At 71.2% G+C, this 19,855-nt stretch carries 18 protein-coding genes; 4 read left to right on the top strand and 14 right to left on the bottom strand.

Annotated features, from left to right (window positions below; translation table 11 throughout):
* Positions 1–87: 87 nt before the first annotated feature.
* The 14 genes from ABZX02_RS41545 to ABZX02_RS41480 all read right to left on the bottom strand — a co-directional run bounded on the left by ABZX02_RS41545 (position 88) and on the right by ABZX02_RS41480 (position 15,553).
* Entirely contained in the window at positions 88–636 is a 549-nt protein-coding gene (locus tag ABZX02_RS41545; protein WP_355307226.1) for an aspartyl/asparaginyl beta-hydroxylase domain-containing protein, read from the bottom strand.
* Entirely contained in the window at positions 633–2,540 is a 1,908-nt protein-coding gene (locus ABZX02_RS41540; RefSeq protein WP_355307224.1) for a prolyl oligopeptidase family serine peptidase, read from the bottom strand. The genes ABZX02_RS41545 and ABZX02_RS41540 overlap by 4 nt, the downstream gene beginning before the upstream one ends.
* Before the next feature lie 30 nt (positions 2,541–2,570).
* Complete coding sequence (locus tag ABZX02_RS41535) at positions 2,571–3,548, bottom strand: enolase C-terminal domain-like protein (protein ID WP_355307222.1); 978 nt, start codon at positions 3,546–3,548, stop codon at positions 2,571–2,573.
* Positions 3,545–4,801: an ATP-grasp domain-containing protein gene (locus tag ABZX02_RS41530; RefSeq protein ID WP_355307221.1), complete on the bottom strand. Its 1,257-nt coding sequence runs from the start codon at positions 4,799–4,801 to the stop codon at positions 3,545–3,547. The genes ABZX02_RS41535 and ABZX02_RS41530 overlap by 4 nt, the downstream gene beginning before the upstream one ends.
* A 232-nt stretch (positions 4,802–5,033) precedes the next feature.
* Positions 5,034–6,161, bottom strand: a complete 1,128-nt coding sequence (locus tag ABZX02_RS41525) for an aminotransferase class V-fold PLP-dependent enzyme (protein WP_355307219.1) — start codon at positions 6,159–6,161, stop codon at positions 5,034–5,036.
* On the bottom strand, positions 6,161–7,420 hold the full coding sequence (locus ABZX02_RS41520) for an ATP-grasp domain-containing protein (RefSeq protein ID WP_355307217.1): 1,260 nt from the start codon (positions 7,418–7,420) through the stop codon (positions 6,161–6,163). The genes ABZX02_RS41525 and ABZX02_RS41520 overlap by 1 nt, the downstream gene beginning before the upstream one ends.
* A 33-nt stretch (positions 7,421–7,453) precedes the next feature.
* On the bottom strand, positions 7,454–8,440 hold the full coding sequence (locus ABZX02_RS41515; RefSeq protein ID WP_355307215.1) for a proline dehydrogenase family protein: 987 nt from the start codon (positions 8,438–8,440) through the stop codon (positions 7,454–7,456).
* 28 nt (positions 8,441–8,468) lie between these two features.
* A complete protein-coding gene (locus tag ABZX02_RS41510) occupies positions 8,469–9,578 on the bottom strand; it encodes a fatty acid desaturase family protein (protein ID WP_355307213.1) in 1,110 nt (369 codons plus the stop codon).
* Positions 9,579–9,612: 34 nt separating this feature from the next.
* Positions 9,613–9,774 (bottom strand): hypothetical protein, encoded by a 162-nt coding sequence (locus ABZX02_RS41505; RefSeq protein WP_355307212.1) that lies wholly within the window; start codon positions 9,772–9,774, stop codon positions 9,613–9,615.
* A 61-nt stretch (positions 9,775–9,835) separates the two neighbouring features.
* Positions 9,836–11,113, bottom strand: coding sequence for an ATP-grasp domain-containing protein (locus ABZX02_RS41500; protein WP_355307210.1), 1,278 nt, complete (start codon positions 11,111–11,113; stop codon positions 9,836–9,838).
* Positions 11,088–12,347 carry a hypothetical protein gene (locus ABZX02_RS41495; RefSeq protein ID WP_355307208.1) on the bottom strand — a complete coding sequence of 420 codons (1,260 nt, stop codon included), beginning with the start codon at positions 12,345–12,347 and terminating at the stop codon, positions 11,088–11,090. The genes ABZX02_RS41500 and ABZX02_RS41495 overlap by 26 nt, the downstream gene beginning before the upstream one ends.
* On the bottom strand, positions 12,344–13,582 hold the full coding sequence (locus tag ABZX02_RS41490; protein WP_355307206.1) for a DegT/DnrJ/EryC1/StrS family aminotransferase: 1,239 nt from the start codon (positions 13,580–13,582) through the stop codon (positions 12,344–12,346). Before ABZX02_RS41490 ends, ABZX02_RS41495 begins: the two co-directional genes overlap by 4 nt.
* Before the next feature lie 79 nt (positions 13,583–13,661).
* A complete protein-coding gene (locus ABZX02_RS41485; RefSeq protein ID WP_355307204.1) occupies positions 13,662–14,396 on the bottom strand; it encodes a cupin domain-containing protein in 735 nt (244 codons plus the stop codon).
* Positions 14,396–15,553 (bottom strand): 2-deoxy-scyllo-inosose synthase, encoded by a 1,158-nt coding sequence (locus ABZX02_RS41480; protein WP_355307202.1) that lies wholly within the window; start codon positions 15,551–15,553, stop codon positions 14,396–14,398. The genes ABZX02_RS41485 and ABZX02_RS41480 overlap by 1 nt, the downstream gene beginning before the upstream one ends.
* A gap of 460 nt (positions 15,554–16,013) precedes the next feature.
* Here ABZX02_RS41480 and ABZX02_RS41475 point away from each other — a divergent pair, with 460 nt between their 5' ends.
* Genes ABZX02_RS41475 through ABZX02_RS41460 form a run of 4 tightly spaced genes read left to right on the top strand, consistent with a single transcriptional unit; the run spans position 16,014 to position 19,719 of the window.
* Positions 16,014–16,820: an SDR family oxidoreductase gene (locus ABZX02_RS41475; RefSeq protein WP_355307200.1), complete on the top strand. Its 807-nt coding sequence runs from the start codon at positions 16,014–16,016 to the stop codon at positions 16,818–16,820.
* Between the two features lie 27 nt (positions 16,821–16,847).
* Complete coding sequence (locus ABZX02_RS41470; RefSeq protein ID WP_355307198.1) at positions 16,848–17,561, top strand: class II glutamine amidotransferase; 714 nt, start codon at positions 16,848–16,850, stop codon at positions 17,559–17,561.
* The gene (locus tag ABZX02_RS41465) at positions 17,558–18,361 is read left to right on the top strand and encodes a hypothetical protein (RefSeq protein ID WP_355307196.1); all 804 of its coding nucleotides are present in this window, start codon (positions 17,558–17,560) and stop codon (positions 18,359–18,361) included. Before ABZX02_RS41470 ends, ABZX02_RS41465 begins: the two co-directional genes overlap by 4 nt.
* A gap of 14 nt (positions 18,362–18,375) precedes the next feature.
* Positions 18,376–19,719 (top strand): glutamine synthetase family protein, encoded by a 1,344-nt coding sequence (locus tag ABZX02_RS41460; protein ID WP_355307195.1) that lies wholly within the window; start codon positions 18,376–18,378, stop codon positions 19,717–19,719.
* Positions 19,720–19,855 lie beyond the last annotated feature (136 nt).

The raw sequence follows: 19,855 nt of genomic DNA, 5'->3' as shown, positions 1-19,855 counted from the left end.
GGCCCGGCCTCGCGGTCAGGACGTTGATCATGCCTTGTTCTCCCTCACATCCCGGCGCGCACGCCGGGCCCCTCCGCGTGCCGCAGGTCAGTCGATGATCGACATGACGAGGTGCACGCGGTCCTCCGAACCGGCGTTGTAGGCCGAGTGCGGCGTCTTGGTGTCGAAGACGTAGACGCGGCCGTCGACGGGCACGTGGTAGGTCAGGCCGCTGCCGAACAGGAACCTGCTGTTCTCGTTGGTCACGATGGCGACGTGCGCCTTGCGCGTCGAGTCGACGTGCATGTGGTAGATGTCCACCGGGTTCAAGGTGATCAACCGCGCGCGGCCGACCTGGAACGGCATGCTCTTGACGATGTCGTGGAAGACGAGGTCGCGGCAGTGCTCGTTGAACTCGCTGAACTCCTCCTCCTCGTAGCGCTTCTCGCCGGTGGCCTGGTCGTACTGGCCGACCGCGGCGTCGCGCCACGGGTCCGCGACGCCCTTGCGGTGCGTGAGGCCGTAGCCGGGGTCGGTGCCCTCGCCGGTGTAGGCGGGCACGCGCGAGAGGAACGTCTGGTAGTCGCGGACGACGGCCTCGGCGTCGAAACCGATGTCCGGCAACGCGTAGGCGACGGGGTGGGCAATGGCGGTCATTGCTGGTCCTTTCGTTCGAATCCGAGCACCGAGGCGTAGAGGGCCAGTTCGGCGCGCAGGCAGCTCACGATCGTGTCGGTCTTGCGGAAGCCGTGCTGCTCGCCCTCAAAGGTCAGGTACGAGTGCGGGACGTCCCGGCTGCGCAGCTTGGCGAGCAGCAGCTCCGCCTGGGCGGGCGGGCAGATCGCGTCCTCGGTTCCCTGCAGCAGCACGAAGGGCGCGCGGATGCCGTCCGCGCGTTCGAGCGGGGACAGCTCCTCGTAGCGGGACTTGGCCTGCGGCCACGGCCCGATGAGGCTGTCGAGGTAACGGGACTCGAAGTCGTGGGTGCCACGCACGCGCCACTCCACCGGGTCGAGCACCGGGAAGTAGATGCCCGCCACGCGGTACAGGTCCGGTTCGGCCGAGAGCGACGCCGTGGAGGTCCAGCCGCCGGCGCTGCCGCCGCGGATGCCGATCCTGGCCGGGTCGGCGACCCCCTGCGCGATGAGGCCCCGCGCGGCCGTGGCGCAGTCGCGCACGTCGACCAGGCCCCAGTTGCCGCGCAGGCGTTCGCGGTAGGCGCGCCCGAAGCCGGTCGACCCTCCGTATTGGACGTCGACGACGCCGATGCCGCGGCTGGTGAAGTACGCGATCTCCTGGTTGACCACTAGCTGGCTGCGGCTGGTCGGCCCGCCATGCACGTGCACGAGGAACGGCGGCAGTTCTCCCTGCGGTGCCGTGAAGTCCGGGTTGTGCGGCGGGTAGACGAACGCGTGCACGTCCTCGCCGTCCGGACCGTGGAAGACCTGGTGGGTTCCGGTCGGCAGGTACTCGGCGTGCTGGACGGGCGCGGGCCGGACGACGTCGATCGCCGCGGTCTCCGGGTCGGCCAGCACGACGGTGCGGCGGTGGCGCGGGCTCGCCGCCGTGGCGGCGACCCGGCTGCCGTCCGTGGCGATGTGCGCCCACTCGGTGTACGGGCCGCCGATGTCGCGCAACGTCCCGTCGGCCTCAAGAACGGCGAGCTGTCGCCCGCTGGTGCCGTGCACCACGAACACCCGGCCGCCGCCGACCGGCAGGAACCAGCGGGCGCCGATGCGCCACAGCGCCTCGCCGAACTCCTCTTCCCTGCGGCACAACGACCTAGTGGCGCCGCCGAGGGTCAGCTCGTGGACGTTCCACCAGCCGTCCGGGTCGCTCAGCAGGTACAGGGTGTCGGACCGGTCCGGCGCCCACTCGACCTGCCCGACCGAGACGGTGCCGCCGCCCGCGATTCGCCGGGGCTCTCCGATCTCACCGTCGCGCACCGGGGCGCACATCAGGTCCGTGGTCTCCCACGGCATGGTCGGGTGGTCCCAGCCGAGCCACACGACGTGCGCGCCGTCGGGCGAGACCTTGGGACCGGTCATGAAGTGGTGGCTGTGCACGAGAACGCGCGCCTCGCCGGACCCGTCGAGCGGCAGCGCGACGAGGTCGCGGCGCACGTCGGTCTCGGCCGGGCCGTACATCGACTCGCGCACGCACCAGACCTCGTCGCCGACGACCGAGAAGTCCGCGAAGTGGTCGCCCGCCGGGAGTTCCGGCTCCGGGCTGAGCGGGACGGGCTCGGCGCCGGGGCGGGCGCGGTAGACGCGCTGGTCGTCCCAGTGCGTGAAGACCACTCCGCCGTCGGCGAGCGCGAGCCACGGCCTGCCTCCGTACTCGATGATCCGCGTCCGCACGTTCCACTGTGGACCGAGCACGTCGCTCACGATGCCGTCGCGCCAACGGACCAGCGCGCCGCGACCGCCCTCGTCGGGGCGGGTCTCGACCCACCAGACCTCGCCCCCCGCGAAGCCGACGTACTCCACGAGGGCCTCGGATGCGGCCACGTCCGCCTCGGTGATCGGCGAGGTCCACGAGCCGTACGGAGCAGTGCGCACCGGGGTTCTCTCCCTGGGTCGGCGAGCAGGTCAGGAGGCGATGACGGGGATGCCGGGCGCCGAGCTGTCGAGCCGGTACTCGGACACCGAGGGGTGCTCGGGCGAGATCCAGAAGTGCCCGTCGAGGTCGGTCCAGTCCGCCTGGCCGTTCAACTGGGCGGCGTAGGCGATGGCGCGCGGCGGTTCGAGGTAGCAGCCGATCATGCGGACGGCACCGTGCTCGGTCAGGTGGTCCAGGGCCTTCTTCGCGCGGAACAGCCCGCCCAGCTTCATCACCTTGATGTTGGCGCCGTTCGCGACCTCGGTGGCCCGCACGACGTCGGCGAGGCTGCCGATGCCCTCGTCGAGCACCACGGACGTGCCGGGCAACGCGTCGCGGACCTCGCCGAGCAGCGCGCGGTCGCCGACCGGGTCCTCCAGCACGGCCGGCGCGACCTGCGCGACGAGATCGCGCACGGAGTCCCAGGCCGCGCGGTCCCAGCCGCGGTTGACGTCGAGGATGACCGGCCCCGGCACGCCGACCAGGCGCCGCAGGACCTCGCGGTCGTCCTCGCCGCCGAGCTTGATCTTGAGCGGTCCCCGCGCGGGCATCGGGTCGCCGATCGGCACCGTGGTGACCAGCCGGACGACACCGGGTTCGGGCAGGCCGAGGAGCTTCCAGACCGGCAGGCCGCGCACCCGGGCGGCCCGGTCCAGGAACGCCATCTCGACCAGCATCAGGGCGCACGCGGACACGTCCGCCGCACCGTCCAAACGGGACTCCAGGTGCGCGGGGTCGTCGATGCGCGGGTCCTCGGCGAGCGACTGCGCGAGGGCGGTCGCCTCGGCGGCGATGCTCGCCCCGTCCTGGTCGTACCCGGGATCGGCGGAGATCTCGCCCAGGCCGGCGATCTCGCCGTCGGGCGTGGTGAGCGTCAGGGTGACGATGTCGACCGTCACCGTCGTCATGTGGGAGACGCGGAACGACCGCACCAGCGGGGACGGCCGGACGTCGACGAGCGCGATCACCGTGCGCTCCGGACCACGAAGGTCACCGAGTCGGCCAGTTCGCGGGCCAGTGCCGAGGCCTGCTCCGGGGTGTCCGCGCCGACGACGATCTCGCCGACCCGGTCGTAGGACTCGGTCACGGGCGGGATCACCGCGCCCGGTTCGACCCCGAGCGACGCGCGCAGCACGGCCGGGTGCGCGAGCACCTCGTCCCAGCCCTCGATCCGCTCCAGCACCCCGGCGGGCGGCGTGAGGAACCGGACCGCCGCGCCCCGCGTCGGCGTGAGGGCGGCGACGTCGACCGGGTTGCCGAGGGCGTCGTCGTAGACCGTGCCGAACAGTTCGAAGCCGGGGATCGCGTGCTGCAGCAGCAGGTGGATCCAGTCGCCGCCGTTGCGCACGTGCACCTCGCCCAGCACCACGCCCCCGGCGGTGTGCCACAGCTCGACGTGGAACACGCCGAAGCCCAGGCCGAGCGCCTCGAGCGCGGCCGTGACCGCGGTCGCGAACTCCTCGGTCACCGCCTCGGGCAGCGGGGCCGGCAGCACGTGCCCGACCTCGACGAACAGCGGTTCCATGAGCTGCTTCTCGGTGACGGCCAGCACGTGCGGCCGGCCGCCGAGGAACACGCCCTCGACGCTGTACTCCTGGCCACTGACGAACTCCTCGACGAGGAACGGCTCGTCGCTGCCGAGAGCGGCCACGGCGGGTGCGAGCGCGGCGAGGTCCTCGACCTTGGTCACGCCCTTGCTGCCCATCTGGTCGCGCGGCTTGACCACCCACGGTCCGGTGGTGGCGGCGACGAAGTCCGCGGCCTCGGCGGCGTCGGCGCAGAGCCGGAAACCGGGCTGGCGGAAGCCTTTCGCGGCCAGCGCCGCGCGGCAGAGGTCCTTGTTGCGCACGGTGCGCACGACGTCGGGCGGGTTGCCGGGAGCCCCCGCGGCGGCGGCGACCTCGGCCGTTGCCTCCTGCGCGAACTCGCGGACGCCGATCACGACGTCGATCCGCTGCCCGCGCGCGGCGGACTCCTTGGCCCACGCGGCGGAGTCGCCGGGCGTCATGAAGTCGACGGGCCACGACCGGTCCGCGAGGTCCGCGAGCTCCGGGGTCGCGGCCAGCGTGGCGGCCTGGTTGACCTGGTGGGTCGCCATGCCCCGCGCACGAGCCTGGGCCAGTGCGTGGCGGCCGACGTCGACGCCCAGCGCGATGGCGCCGACACCGCCCACGAGCACCACGGCGGGACGAGACGGGTCCGTCGGCTCATGCGTCGTCATGTCGTGCTCCTCGGCTGTGGTGGTCGAGCGGAAGGAGGAAGCGGGCGACGGGCACGGCTCTGCTCCACGAGGTCCCCCGATCCCGCCCCATCCCCCGATGGCGGTGTCCCACCGGACGCCGGCAGGTTTTGACAAAGCTTGGCACAGGTCGCGCAATTCTGGCAACGGGATTCCCGGTACCGCTGAAATCCGTGTATACACACCCGTGCGATCTGGCAATTTTCTGGCAACGTCAACCGTTGACGGCCCGGCTCAGCGCGCCGCGCAGCACGTCGACCTGCGCCAGGTCGTTGTAGTGGTGCACCGACAGCCGCACGAACCTGTCGATGCCGGAGGAGGCCAGGTAGAGGGGCGTGTGGGCACCGAAACCGACCCAGCCCGTGACGCCCTCCCCGGCCAGCACGTCCCGGACGCGCTCCGGCGAGCAGCGCTCGTGCACGAAGGACACGATCCCGGCCCGCCGCGCGCCCGGTGCCAGCACACGGGTGCCCGGCGTGGTTGCCACGGCGTCGGCAAGCGCCGCGAAGACCTCCGGCGCCGCTCCGGCGGGGGTGACCGCGTTGTGCTCCAGCGCGGCGACCAGTCCCAGCACCGCGGCGCTGCTGCGTTCCGCGGTCTCGAACCGTGCCGCCCGGTCCGCCGTGACCTCGTAGTGGTGCAGCGACCGCACCTCCGCCACGTGCACGTCGTGGAACGGTGGTGCGACGCGGTCCCACAGCTCCCGCGCGACGAAGGCGAACCCGGTGCCGCGCGGGCCGCGCAGGAACTTGCGCCCCGCCCCGGTGAGCACGTGGCACCCGATCGCCCGGACGTCCACGGGCAGCTGCCCGACCGTCTGGCACGCGTCCACCACGTACACCGCGGACGAGCCGGCCAGCAGCGCGCCGACCTCCTCGACCGGCTGCACCACCCCCGCGCTCGACGGCATGTGCACCAGTGAGACCACGGCGACCCGGTCGTCGAGGTTCCGGCGCATCCAGTCCAGGTCGAGGTCACCGGACGGCGAGGCCGGCACGACCTCGACCACGCACTCGTGGCGCGCCGCGAGTCGTTGCAGCGCGATCAGGTTGCCCGCGTACTCGTACGGGGTCACCCAGATCCGGCTGCCCCGCGGCGGCGTCAGCCCGCACACGATCCGGCACCACGCGTCCGTCGCGCTGCCGAAGAGGGCGATCTCGTCCGGCCGCGCGCCGACCAGCAGGGCGAGGAGGTCGTACACCCGCCGGTCGAGGTCGTCGGCGTGCACGGCCTCGGCCTCGTACGGCCCGAGCTCGGCCTCCAGCGCGGCGAACCGCGCGACGGTCCCCGGCACCGCGGGGGCGGGCAGCCCCGCCCCGGCGGTGTTGAGGTGGATGGCCATCAGATCTCGTAGACCTGGTCCTTGAGCTCCTGGATGGCGCGGTGGTCCGCGTCGAGCTCGGCCTTGGTGTCCGCGACCATGAAGATCCTCAGTGGACTGGTGAGGAGGTCCACCGTCGGCTTCAGCTGCTTGCCGGGAGCCAGTTTCACGCTGACCAGGAACACGCTCGCCAGCGCGGAGATCTTGTCGACCACCGGCTGGTTCACCGACTTCACCACACCGGACAGCTCGGTGGAGGTGTTGTGCACCACGGCTTCCGCGCGCTTGGTGTACACGCGCCCGGCGTAATTCTCCAGGAACTCCTCGGGCCGGGAGTACGCCAGCGCGATCAGGTCGCTCTGGTTCGCGCCCACGCACCGGTTGTGCAGGTCGGGGTTCATGTTGCCGTTGAGCCGAGCCCCGACCTCGACCAGCGCCGGGCCGTCGGCGGTCATCATGACCTCGGCGTGCGCCGGTCCGTTGTGGACACCCAGCGCGTCGAGCACCCGCGTGACGTACTCGACGAGCTGCGGCACCGGCTGCTCACCGGGATCGCGCAGCACGTCCCGGTCGTAGATGTTCTTGCCGGAGTCGAGGACGCGCTTCTCGTACTCCCACACGCCGACGACGTACGGCTTCCCGTCGACGCTGACCGTGTCGACGATGTACTCGGTGCCCTTCAGGTACGACTGCACCAGCACCGCGGTGTTGCGGCGGTCGAAGATGTCCTCGGCCGCCAGCACGCGCTCGGAGGCCGTGCGCACCTGGTCCGCGTCGTGGCAGATGTAGACGTTGTCGGTGGACGCCGAGCTGAGCGGCTTGACCACCACGGGGTACTGGGCGCGCTGCTCGGCCCACGCGACGATGTCGCCGACCTCGGTGCTCTGCAGCTGCTCCGCGCACCGCAGGCCGGCCGCGCGGACCGCCTCGATCATGTCGAACTTGTCGCGCCGCGCGCTGGAGAGCGCGGTGCCGTTGGTGCGCAGGCCCAGCCGTTCGCTCAGCGCGTCGGTGAGCGGCACGCCCGGCTCCTGCCCGGCGAGCACGGCGATCGGCTCGAACTCCTTGAGCCGTGCGACAGTGGCGTCGAGGTCACCCTCGTGGACGACGTTGGCCGCGTAGTTGTCCAGTGCCGGGGCGAGCATCGACGGCATCAGCGCGGGCGTGCTCTGCACGTGCACGACCTGCACACCGAGACGCCCGAACGCGGCGGGCAGGAAGTTCCCGGTGGAGTAGCCGTCGACGATCACCGCGACGGGTGCGGGCTTCGCTTCGGACATGGTGGTGTCCGACCTCCTCGATCTGTGGTGGGCTCAGTACTCGGCGCCGAACCGGATGCGGCTCGGGTCGGCCATGTCCGCGAGCGCGGTCAGGACGGTGGGCGGGTGCTCGGCGAGGCGGTGCAGGAAGTGCAGCCACCAGTTCTGGCCGTAGACGGTCGACAGGCGGCACGGGACGCCCGCCTCCCGGCGGGAGCGCAGCAACGCGGGCTGCACGCCGTGCAGCATCTCGACCTCGACCAGGTGGCTGGTGAGGCCGGACTCGTCCAGCAGGTCGAGCGTGGCGGCGTCGTGCGTGCCGCACGCCAGCGGGACGTCGCGGTCGAGCAGGCTCGCCGCGAGGTCGGCGTAGCGGCGGGTCAGCTCGGGGCCGCGCGGCAGGGCGATGGAGGGGTCCTCCCGGTACACGCCCTTGACCAGCCGGACCTTCCTGCCGTGGTCCGCGACCCGGTCCACATCGGACTTGGTGCGGTCGAGGTGCGCCTGCAGCGTCAGGCCGACGTTGGTGTGCGCGGGCGCCAGCTCGTCGAACGCGGCGAGGATGTCGTCGACGAACCCGCTGCGCTCCATGCTGATCACGACCGTGATGTCCTTGGCGGCCGCCGCGGTCAGGATGCGAGCGGTGTTCTCGACCGCCAGCTCCCGCGACCGCAGCAGGCCGACGTTGGACAGGTCGAACCCGAGCTGCACCGGGTCCGCGGCGTTCGCCGGCGCCTCCTCCACCAGGGCGAGGTACTCCTGCACCACCGCCTCGATCTCGGCGGGGTCGAAGGCCTCCTCGCCGACGTGCTCGACGCCGGTCCGGTAGCCCTTGGCGGACAGCACTTCCAGCTTCTGCCACAGCGTCGGCCGGTCGTCGGCGACGATGAACCGGCTGGCGGGCACGGCGAAGATCTCGCCGAGCGCGGGAGAGCTCAGGAACGCCGCGCGCAGCGAGGGGTCGGCGGCCAGGGCCTTCAGGGCGGCGCCGCCGTCCGCGAGCACGCCGGGGGCCACGGAGAACTGGACAGGACTCGTCATCGTGGTGACCTTTCTCGGGGACTCGGCATCAGGAGGTCTTTCCGGACAGCGCGGCCATCTCGGCGAAGCTGCGGTCGAGCGTCGCGGGATCCCCGCCCGCCCGCCGCCAGTCGCGGTACTTGGCCGCGTAGCTGATCAGCGTCTCCTTGCCCCGCCTGCCCGGCGAGGTGGTGAGGATGCCCGCCCACAGCCCGTCCCAGCGCGCGTAGGCGGGATCGCCGAGCAGGACCTTGTGGGCCTTCTTCATGTTCCAGAACGGCACACCGGTGTTGAGGTGGTGCACCAGGTGGTAGTTGTCGTTGTGGCGACCCAGGAGGAACCGCTCGATCGCCCACCCGTGGCGGTTGCGGGTCATCAGGATCTGCTTGTCCTCGCTCTCCGGCAGCGGGTAGTGCTCGGCGAGCTCGGAGAGCCACCCGATGGCGACCGCCGTGGTGAACAGCGGCACCAGCCAGAACAGCACGAACTGCAGCAGGAACCCGGTGAGCGCGAGCGCGGTGAGCAGCACGACCCAGACGCCCGCCATCACCCAGCGCTCGACCCGGAGGCTGATCGGCATCGACACCGCGACCTGCTCCTGGCGGAACAGCAGGCGGTCCTCGACGACGTATCGCAGGTACTCGAACGTGCGCAGTCCCAGCACCGCGAACAGGATGTTGCGGAAGAAGAACGCGCTGTTGGACATCTTCGGGTCGTAGATCCCGATCTCGACGTGGAAGCCGTAGTCGGGGTCCTTCTCCGGGTCACCCAGGAACCGGTGGTGGAAACCGATGTGCGAGCTGCGGTACGGGTTGTACATGTGGAAAACGAGGTGCCCGGAGAACACGGTCCCGAGCACGACGTTGAGCACCCCGTTGCGCGCCAGCACCTTGTGCGACGCCTCGTGCAGCACGTTGACGAGCGCCCGCTGGGTCGACCCGATCAGGACGAGCGAGATCGGGTAGAACCACCAGGAGATCCCGGCGCTCAGGTACACGGCGAACGCGATGACGGCGTAGTCGAAGAGGATGCCGAGGATCGCGTGGTGGTTGTCGAGCTTGCAGAGTTTGCGCAACTCGCGGCGGATCTCGGGCGACAACCTGCTGAAGTCGAGGTCAGCGTGGTGCGCCTGCTGGGACTTCTCGGCCCCCAGTGTCATGTCGGTTCTACCCCCAAGGCGGCGTGGCGGCGGGTCAGGGCCAGTCGATGTCCGAGTTGGTGCCCTCGCCCCCGGAAGCGGAGAGGCCCAGCAGTGTGTCCGCGCTGTGCCAGTCGGATGTCGCGACCACGGTCGCGAGCAGAGACAGGACCATCGCGAACAGGAGGACCCTGTCGATGGACTTCAAGCTGAGCATGATCTTTTCCCCCTGGAGAAGAACTTCTTGTGGTGGAACGCTTTCTTCGGAACCGGAGGCGTCAGGCTTCCGCGACGACGACGCCGTCGTAGAAGTCCTCCGCCTCCCACCGCCGGATGAGCTCGCGGTCGTGGCGCATGTCGGCGCGGTCGCCGACCAGGTAGACGCCGCCGGCCGAGGTGAACATGTCCGTGGTGCGGCGCACCCGCTCCTGCGTCGGCGACCACCGGACGCGCATCGCGTGGAAGGTGCGCAACGAGCGGACGCGGTCCCAGTCGGGCTGCGCGACGACCACCCCGTCACGGGGGCAGATGAAGCTCAGCACCGAGCACGAGACGTCGTCGTCGCGTCCGGCGGGAGGCGACGTCCAGAACGCGTCCGGGTTCGTCAGTGCCCGGACCGTGTCGAGCACCTGGTTCGAGCCGTAGACCCGGACCGTGGCGGACGGGTCGATGCTGCCGTGCGTGCGGGCGGCCGTCTCGACCACCTGCACACCGTCGCCGGACACGATCACCTCGGTGTGGCTCGGTCCCCAGCGGACGCCCAGCGCGTCCAGGACCTCGCGGACGTAGGCGGAGATGCGCTGGGAGATCTCGGACGACGGCGGGATGATCTCGTGGAAGTCGTAGATCATCGCCCCGCCGTGCAGGCGCTTGGCGGTGTGCCAGACCTCGGTGACGCGGTGCCGGCCGTCGACGCTGACGGCGTTGACCATGTACTCCTGGCCGGCGAGGAACGCCTCCAGCAGCACGACGTCGTTGGTCCCGCCGAAGATGTTGGGGGTGCCGAGGACCGCGGCCGCCGCGCTCGCCACCTCGGTGGCGTCGAAGCACACGCGGACGCCGTCGGTGCCCGCGCTGCCGGTCGGTTTGACGACCACCGGCCACTCGTCGCGCGTCTCGCTCCAGGCGACGGCCTCCGCCTCCGTGCGGGCGGTCAGGTGGTCGCGCACCTCGAGTCCGGCACCGGAGAGCCGGTCCAGCATCGCCGCCTTGTCGCGACGGGCGTGGCCGAACTTCTCGTCGTTGCGGGTCACGACGTCCAGCGCGGCCGCGAGGTCGCTCGCGAGCTCCACTCCGGACTCGACGCCCGCCAGCACGTGCGTCACGCGGTACGGCGCCAGGAGCCGCACCAGGGCGTCGAGGTCGCCGCCGTAGGAGATGTCGTCCAGGTACGCGCCGGGCGAGTGCGTGGCGCCGAGCGGCCCGGCCAGCGCGCCGGGGGTCGTCACGTGCACGCACCGCATGCCGTGCGCGAGGAACGCGGGCGCCAGGAACGCGCCGGTCGAGACGCCGTCGACGACGACGGCCACCTCATCGCTGAACACGGTCGGAGGCATGGTCCACTCCCTTCGATCCGGACATCCGCGCCTGCACCGGGACGAGCACGGCCGCGAGGGCCAGGTAGGCCAGACAGCCGGCGAGGAAGCCGCCGACGTCGGCGACGAAGCCGAAGAGGCACACGAAGACCACCAGCACGCCGGGCAGCACGGCGCCGCGCAGCGCGGCCGTCTCCTCGATGGCGTCGACCGGGCAGCCGGCGACGAACGCGGCCGCGAACCACACGAAGCCGACCTCGAAGACGACCACGAACAGCGCGTAGCTCAGGAAACTCGGCACGACGTCGGGCAGCACCGCCGACACGACCGCGAACAGCGCGGGTGCGAGCAGCAGAACCGTTCCGCCCCAGGCGGTGCGCACCCAGTCCCCCGGTAGCACGGCGGCGAGGAACGCGCCGACCGCGAGCGACAGCGTGGTCGTCATCGCCAGCGCGCTCACCCCCGCCGCGTCGAGGCCGAGGTGCTCGACGGACAGGGCCGTGCGGCCGATGTTGTGCACCGCCTGCGGCATCGTCGTGGCCAGCAGCAGGAGGAAGAACCTGCCCAGCGCCGGGTCCGCGCGCAGCACGGACACTCCCCGCATCAGCAGCGCGCTGCCGCGCTCGCCGGCCGACCGGGCGTCCACGGCCCGGCGCGGCAGCCGTGCCAGCAGCACGCACGACAGCGAGACCACGAAGCTGAGCGCGTCCAGCAGGATCACCTGGCGCAGGGAGAACGTCCCCAGCACCAGCGTGCCCAGCAGCGCGCCGAGCGCGGCGCCGTAGAGGCGCGCGCCCTCGCAGCGGGCGACGCCGGCCGCGACCAGGTCCGCGGGCAGGCTACGCTTCAACGCGATCGACACCGCCGACTTCGAGAGGGCGTCGAGAAAAGCCCGGACGAACAGCAGCGCCCCGGCCACCGCGGGAACCGCCGGCACCGCGAGGCCCACGCCGAGCGTCAGCGGGATGGAGACGCTCTCCGCCGTGACCAGGAGCCAGCGGAACGGCACCCGTGCGCAGAACCGGGCGAGCAGCGGCGCGGCGAGCACCGGCGCGACCCACTGCGACGCGAACACCGCGCTGGCGACGAGGTTCGAGCCCGTGCGCTCATAGGCCACGATGGACAGTGCGAGCAGCGCCAGCACCGTGCCGGACGAGCTGATCACGATGGCGCACCAGAGGAAGACGAAGACCCTCGTCTGCCACAGGCCCGCCCGCGCGGGTGCGTCCGGCCGGACCTCGCAGTCCTGCTTCATCGGGTGAAGGAGGCGCTGTGGTCGAGCACCTTGCGGAAGCCCGCCGCGATGTCCGCCACGTCCTGCTCGTCGCCCAGCAGCGCCGAGTGGTGGAACGTGACGAACCGCCGGGCCACCCGGTCGGCCACGGGCAGGTCGAACCGCTCGTGGTCGAGGCGCTTCAGGTGTTCCTCGCTGATCGCGAACCGGCTGCGGCCGGCCGGGTCGTAGAGGGGGTTCGCGTTGAGCGGCCGGTAGATCGGCCGCACCGGGAAGTTGATCTCCGCCGCCAGCGCCGCCGCCACCTGGCCGATGTCCGCGCCCTCGAACGCATCGGGCGGGAGCTCCACGGCGAAGCCGAAGTACGTGCGGGACGTGGTGCCCGCGGACGTGTCCTGCGGCCGGTAGCCGAACCCGGCGAGCTCGTCCTGCAGCCAGGCCGCGGTGCGCGCCCGGTGCTCGTTCTGCGCATCGAGCTGCCGCAGCTGGGCGGACAGCAGCGCGGCCTGGAACTCCGAGAGCGCGCGGTTGCTGCCCATCAGCTCGCCGGTCTCGACGAGCTCCATCTGACCGAGCGTGGGCGGGGTGTCCGGCGCCGTCCGGCCGTCGGCGCGCAGGTGCGCCATCCGCCGGGCCACGCTCGGGTCGTCCGTGATGGCCGCCCCGCCCTCACCGCTGGTGAGCACCTTCGTGTGGTGCATGCTGAAGGTGCCCACCTGCCCGACCGTGCCGGCCTTGCGACCGCGGTGGGTGGCGCCGTGCGCCTGGGCGCTGTCCTCGATCAGGACCAGGCCGTGCCGGTCCGCGATCGCGACCAGCGCGTCGAGGTCGGCCAGGGCCGAGTAGAGGTGCACCACGACGATCGCCCTGGTGTCGGGCGTGATCGCCGCCTCGACGGCGGCCGGGTGCATGCAGAGCGTGCGCGGGTCCACGTCCACGAGGACGGGGATGGCGTTGACGCCGGCGACGGTCGAGGCGGACGCCACCCAGGACAGCCCCGGGACGATCACCTCGTCGCCGGCGCCGATCCCGCAGGCCTCCAGCGCCATCACGAGGCTCGCGGTGCCGCTCGCGGCGGGCACGCAGCTCCGCACGCCGTTGTAGGCGGCGAACTCGGCGGCGAACCGCTGCTCGAACGTCTCCGCGCCGCGGTACGGGCTGCTGATCGACCACCGGCCGGAGTGCAGCACCCTGCCGAGCATGTCGCCCGCGTCCGGGGCGGGCACCGGCCACAGCGGCCAGGGCCGTTCGCGCACGGGCGTTCCCCGGTGCACAGCAAGCGCGGAAACCACGTCGTCTACCTCTCCCCCGTCGGTCCGGATTCCTCGGCTGGGCTCAGCGCACGTCGACCTGCGTGGAGATCAGGCTGAGCGGCGCGGTCCCGTCGGTGTTCACGACCGACCACGGGATCTGCGGCGGCACCGCCACCGACAGGCCCGCCTGACCGGTGTACGTCCGACCGTCCACAACGAACTCCGCGGAGCCGGTCAGCACGTGCAGCACCTCTGTGGACTCCGCCGACGTGGTCTCGGCGAGCGAGCCGCCACCGGGCAGTTCGACGAGGCTGAACCGGCGCCAGTCACCGGTGAAGTGCGGGGCCAGGTCCACGTCGGCCCGCCGCAGTCCGTCGACGGCACCGAGCAGGTCGGGCACGTGCACCTGGGCCGGCTCCGCGGCCGGGCCCTCGCCGGGGAACACCTCGATGACGAAGAAGTGCATGTCCTCGGTGCCCTCGTTGGCGATGGAGTGCGCGGCACCGATGGGCGTCGTGATGAGGTCGCCCGGCTGGGCGTCCAGCTTCACGTCGTTCATCGTGACGACGGCGCGCCCGGAGACGATGTAGTAGATCTCCTCGGTGCGCATGTGGACGTGCTCGCCCACGGAGGCGCCGGGCTCGATCACCACGTACTCGACGCAGTTCCACTCGCCTTCGAGGTGCATGCCGTTCATGAGCATCTTCCAGCGGCAGACGCCCTCCCCACCGACCTGCTTGTGGGTGGTCGCCGGACCGGAGACGTCGTTGACGATGGGGCCGAAGGGCATCCGCTGCCCGCGCACGATCGTTGCCATCAGGCCACCACCAGTTCCACGTCGTCGAGTGCGATCGAGTTGATGCCGAGGCGGATGACGTCCTCGTCGACCTGCGTGATCAGCTTGCTGCCGGTGCGCAGCGGCCGGCCGAGGGCCTCCAGCAGGATCAGGTCCCGCTTGCCGGTGGTGTCCCGCAGGTAGCCGCGCTTGTTGTCGAGGCGGACCGTCGCGAGGACGTCCTCGATCTCGAGGTCGGCGGGCAGGCGGGTGGGAGCACCGTTGCGGCGCAACAGCTCCAGGTGCGCCTCTTCATCGGCGCGGTCCAGGTGGCCGAGCTCGCGGGAGATGCGCGCCGCGGCCAGCATGCCGAGGCCGACCGCGAAGCCGTGCAGCAGCTCACCGCCGGTGAGCAGCTCGGCCGCGTGCCCGATCGTGTGGCCGTACTCCAGGATCAGGGCCTCGCCCTTCTCCCACGGGTCCTTCACCATGACCTTGGTCTTGGCGTCCACGCACAGGTCGATGAACCGGGTGACCGTCTCCGTCGAGTACTGGGCGTCCTCGCGCAGCAGGCTCGCCACCTCGTCGTAGCGCTCCGGCACGATGCCCACGACGTTCTTGATCATCTCGCACAGCGCCGACCGGATCTCCGGCTTCGGCAGGGTGTCGAGGAAGTCCAGGTGGTTCCAGACGAGCACGGGCTCGTGGAACGTGCCGAGGTGGTTCTTGCCGTGGCTCGAGTTCACGGCCTGCTTGAGCGACAGCACCGAGTCCGACATGCCGAGCAGCGTCGTCGGCAGGTGCACCAGGCGGATGCCGCGGAAGATCAGCGCCGCGAGCAGGCCCGCCAGGTTGCCGACCAGACCGCCGCCGAGCGCGATCACGACGGACCTGCGGGTGATGCCGGTCGGGATCGCCCGCTCGGCCAGATCTCCGAGCACCGCCAGGGTCTTCTGCTTCTCGTCGGCGTGCACGGTCAGGGTCGTCGACGGTGCGATGGCCGCGATGTGCGACTCCACCTCGGCGACGGTCTCCCTGGTCAGGCCCGAGTCCGCCACGATGACGAACCGGTCTGCGTCGAGCTGGGCCAGCCTGCGCTTCAGGTCCCGCCACGAGGCGGCACCGCTGCGCACCGAGAACTCGTAGGCGACGTCGCCGAACCGCACCTCTCGGTCGAAGCCACGCGAAATACCTGCCAACAGATCCACACCTATCCCCCGGAATCAGGCGACCAGTTGAACTTCAGGCGCTCATGCGCATCGACGACAACAGTTGCCGCATCGGGCCGGGCGGTGCCGCGGAGCATCGGGCTCCAGCGTCACGTTTGCCCCCAGGCCGTGCCGCGCCGTCGGGCCGAGACTACAACTCCCCATCTCACTTGGCAAACATTGGACAGAAATTTGCCTTAGCTGGCACAACCACTGCGACCAACGCGCTGCTCGCGATGCCGGAAGCTGCAGCGTCGCTGACACAAGTGCACACACCAGCACCTCTTGCACACCCTTGCGCCTCACGCGCGCGAAGGTGAGCGGGCGCGCGACACCGAACCTCGAACTGCGCCAACACTCTCCCGCCACCTTCTTACTTGCCAAAATTGGCAACGCTGTGTCAGTCTCGTTTGCCAGTGGCGGTGTTCGTCTCGACGGAGGTAGCGGTCTCGTGAATCTCGGACTGGACGGCCGGGTGGTCCTGATCACCGGCGCGGCGAGCGGCATCGGTGCCGAAGCGGCGCACGCGTTCGCGGCGGAGGGGGCGCGGCTCGGTCTCGTCGACCACGACACCGAACAGCTGAGCCGGGTCGCGAAGCAGCTGCGCGAGGACTTCGACACCGAGGTCGCCGAGGTGACGGCGGACCTGGCGACGGGCAGCGGGGTGGAGTCGGCGGTCGCCGGCGTGCTGGAGGCGTTCGACGGCACGGTCGACGTGCTGGTCAACAACGTCGGCCAGTGCCGCGCCCGCGCGTTCGACGAGCTGTCCGACGCCGACTGGCTCGCGACGTTCGAGCTGAACTTCCTGAGCGCGGTGCGGGCGATCCGCCTGGTGCTGCCCGGGATGAAGGCGCGCGGCTCCGGTTCGATCGTGACCAACGCGTCCGACCTCGCGCGGCAGCCGGAAGCAGGCCCCGCCGACTACCAGGTCTCCAAGGTCGCGCTGCTGAGCCTCACGAAGAGCCTCGCGATCTCCGAGGGCCCGCACGTCCGCGTCAACGCCGTGGCGCCCGGTCCGGTGTGGACTCCACTGTGGACCCGTCCCGGTGGTTTCGCCGACACGCTCGGCGACTTCTACGGCCAGGACGCGAAAGCCGCCGTCGAGCACGAGATGAGCAAGCGCCAGCTGCCGCTCGGCCGCATGGGCACGCCGGCGGAGGTCGCGAACGTGATCGCGTTCCTCGCCTCCGACGCCGCGTCGTTCGTCACCGGCAGCATCTGGGGCGTCGACGGCGGCACGATCCGCGGCCTGCTCTGACCACCCGATCCACCCCGAGGAGACCGCATGTGTCGCATGATCATGGCGACCGGCGCGTTCGACCCGCAGGCGGTCGTCGCGGCGGCGGCCGCGATGAGCTGCGGCGAAACCGCCGACCACGACAACAAGACCAAGGCGCACGCGCACGGCTGGGGAGCCGTGTGGCGCACCGCCTCCGGTGAGCTCGCGACGTTCCGCGACACCCGGCCGTTCGCCGAGAGCGCGCACGAGTCCGGGATCCTGGAGGCGGCGGACTTCCTGGCGATCCACGTCCGCAACGCCACCCTGCCGAGCCAGCGCGGCCTGGAGTTCACCCACCCGCTGTCGAGGCCGGGCGACGACTGGTACTTCATGCACAACGGGTACCTGCCCGCCGCGCACCGGCACCTGGGCCTCGAGCGCTCGGAGTTCGACACGCGGGAGTACTTCGACTGCCTGCTGCCGCCGGGGACGCTGAAGCTCGCCGAGGCGGAGGCGCTCGACGTCCTGCGGTCCATCGGCGCGAAAGCCACCTCCGGCAACGCCATCGCGGTCCGGCCCGACCGGGCCTACCTCGTGCACTGGAGCCCGCCGGACACCCCGACCCCGCTCTTCTTCGCCATGCACGAGCTGGTGGAACCGGGGACGCGGATCGTGTCCTCCGAGGTGGTCGCGGACCTCGCCCCGAAGCACCGCTGGACCCCGCTCGCACCGGACTGCCTGGTGGAGATCCTGTTCGACGACCTGGGAGCGCAATCATGAGCGATGACTGGAACCGCCTGGTGCACGTGGCCGACGGCACGTCCCTGGGCACCGAGCCGCTGCGCCGGCTGATCGACGGCGACCTGGCCGTCCTGGTGGTCAAGAACCTGTTGCCCGCGCAGGACTTCGCCACCAACAAGGAGCGGATCCTCCCGCTGTTCGGGCGCGCCGTGACCAAGCACTACGTCAACGGCACGCTGACCACGATCGGCCCGTACCTCGCCAAGCACCTCGGCGACCCCGACACCTACTTCACCGAGGCGCAGGAGGCGAAGGAGCTGACGTCCTCGATCGGCTTCGACCTCGCCGAGCGCACGCGCAACGGCCTGCGCGACCTCTTCGGCATGCGCCGCTTCGAGACGGCGGTCGAGACCGACGGCCGGCGCTACTCCGAGTCCAACGTCCGCATCTACGCGGACGGCGTGGACACCCCGCTGCACAACGACAACATCATGCGCGACGCGGCGGACACGGGGCTGCTGCTCGCCAAGCTCAAGCACCAGCTCAGCGTCGTCGTGTGCATCCAGGAGTGCGCCGAGGGCGGCGAGCTCGTGGCGTACCGCAAGCCGTGGCAGGCCGCCGACGAGCAGCACAAGATCACCGGCGGGCTCGGCTACGACGAGGCCGCCGTCGCCGGGGTCGACGCGCACGAGTTCAAGCCCGAGGCGGGGGACGTCTACCTGCTCAACCCGACGTACTTCCACGCGATCAACCGCGTCGGCGGCGCGGACCGGGTGACGATGGGCTTCTTCTTCGGCTTCTTCGACGACGACCTGACCGACGGCGTCACGTGGATCTGAGAGGCGGGTACCCGGTGAGCCGGGACAGGGTGCTCGAACGGGTCGCGGCGGAGGACGTCGAGTTCACGCGCTTCCTCTGGGTCGACCACAACTCGGTGCTGCGCGGGAAGGCCGTCACCGCACCGTTCCTGGCCGACCGGATGGAGTCCGGCATCGGCCTCGCCCGGTCCCGGCAGGCGGCGAACGTGCTCGACGTCAGCCAGCCCGTGCCGGGGTTCAACGCGGTCGGCGAGGTGCGGCTGCTGCCGGACCCGGACTCGTTCGTCGTGCTGCCGCACCTGCCCGCGGCGGCCGGGATGCTGTGCGACCTGGTCGAGCTGGACGGCACGCCGTGGGACGCCTGCCCCCGGTCGTTCCTGCGCGGCGCGGTCGAGGCGGCGGGCGAGCTCGACGTCGTGGCCGCGTTCGAGCCGGAGTTCGCGCTGTGCAAGGACAAGCCGGTGCCCGGTGACCTGACGCTGCTCGACGACAGCCTGTGCTTCGACAACACCGGTTTCGACGCGGGCAACGAGTTCGCGGTGGAGCTCAGCCGGTCCCTGCGCGCGCAGGGCATCGACACGGAGATCTACCACCCGGAGTTCGGTGCGGGACAACACGAGCTGACGCTGCGCCACGCCCCGGCGTTGCGCGCGGCCGACAACTACGTGTGGCACCGCGCGATGGCCCGCGGTCTCGCCGCGAAGCAGGGCATCTGGGCGACGTTCGCGCCGAGCCCGAAGCCCGGTTTCCGCGGCAACGGCAACCACCTGCACCTGTCGTTGTGGCGCGGCGGCACGAACGCGTTCCACGACGCGGCGGACCCGTTCGGCCTCTCGGTGCTGGCGCGCCACTTCATCGCCGGCGTCCTCGCGCACATGCCGGCACTCGTCGCCCTGACGTGCGCCAGCGTGAACAGCTACCAGCGGCTGCAACCGGGTCACTGGTCGGGCGCGTACGCCGGGTGGGGACCGGACAACCGCGAGGCGGCCGTCCGCATCCCGTCGATGTTGCGCGGCAGGGAGTCCGAGTCGGTCAACATCGAGTTCAAGGCGTCGGACTCGACGGCGAACCCGTACCTGGCGCTCGGCGCGCTGATCCACGCCGGACTTGACGGCGTCCGCCGCGAGCTCGACCCCGGCGCGCCGCTGACCGAGGACCCGAACACGGTGTCGGAGAAGCGGTTGCGGGAGCTGGGGATCGAGCCGCTGCCGCGGTCGCTGGAGGAGGCCGTGGACGCGCTCGAGCGGGACGAGCACCTGATGTCCGTGCTGGGGCCGGCGCGGTCGGTGCTCTACCCGGCGATCAAGCGGTCGGACGTGCGGGACATGAAGGAGCTCGGCACCGAGCTGGAGTACTTCACGTACGCGACCCGGTACTAGGCCGTCTCCCGGAAGTCCGTCGGGCGGCAGTAGCGGCCGAGGGACCCGGAGACGGCACCGCCGCAACGCCCGAACACGCCCGAGGACGTCGCGGCGGCGCCGTCTCCGGGGCTCTCGCCCGCGCCTGCCACCGGAC

Origin of the sequence: Lentzea sp. NPDC003310 (genome assembly GCF_040610935.1) — a bacterium.
GTDB lineage: Bacteria > Actinomycetota > Actinomycetes > Mycobacteriales > Pseudonocardiaceae > Lentzea.
Note: the sequence above shows the minus strand (reverse complement) of the source record. Positions and strands in the feature narration are given on the sequence as shown.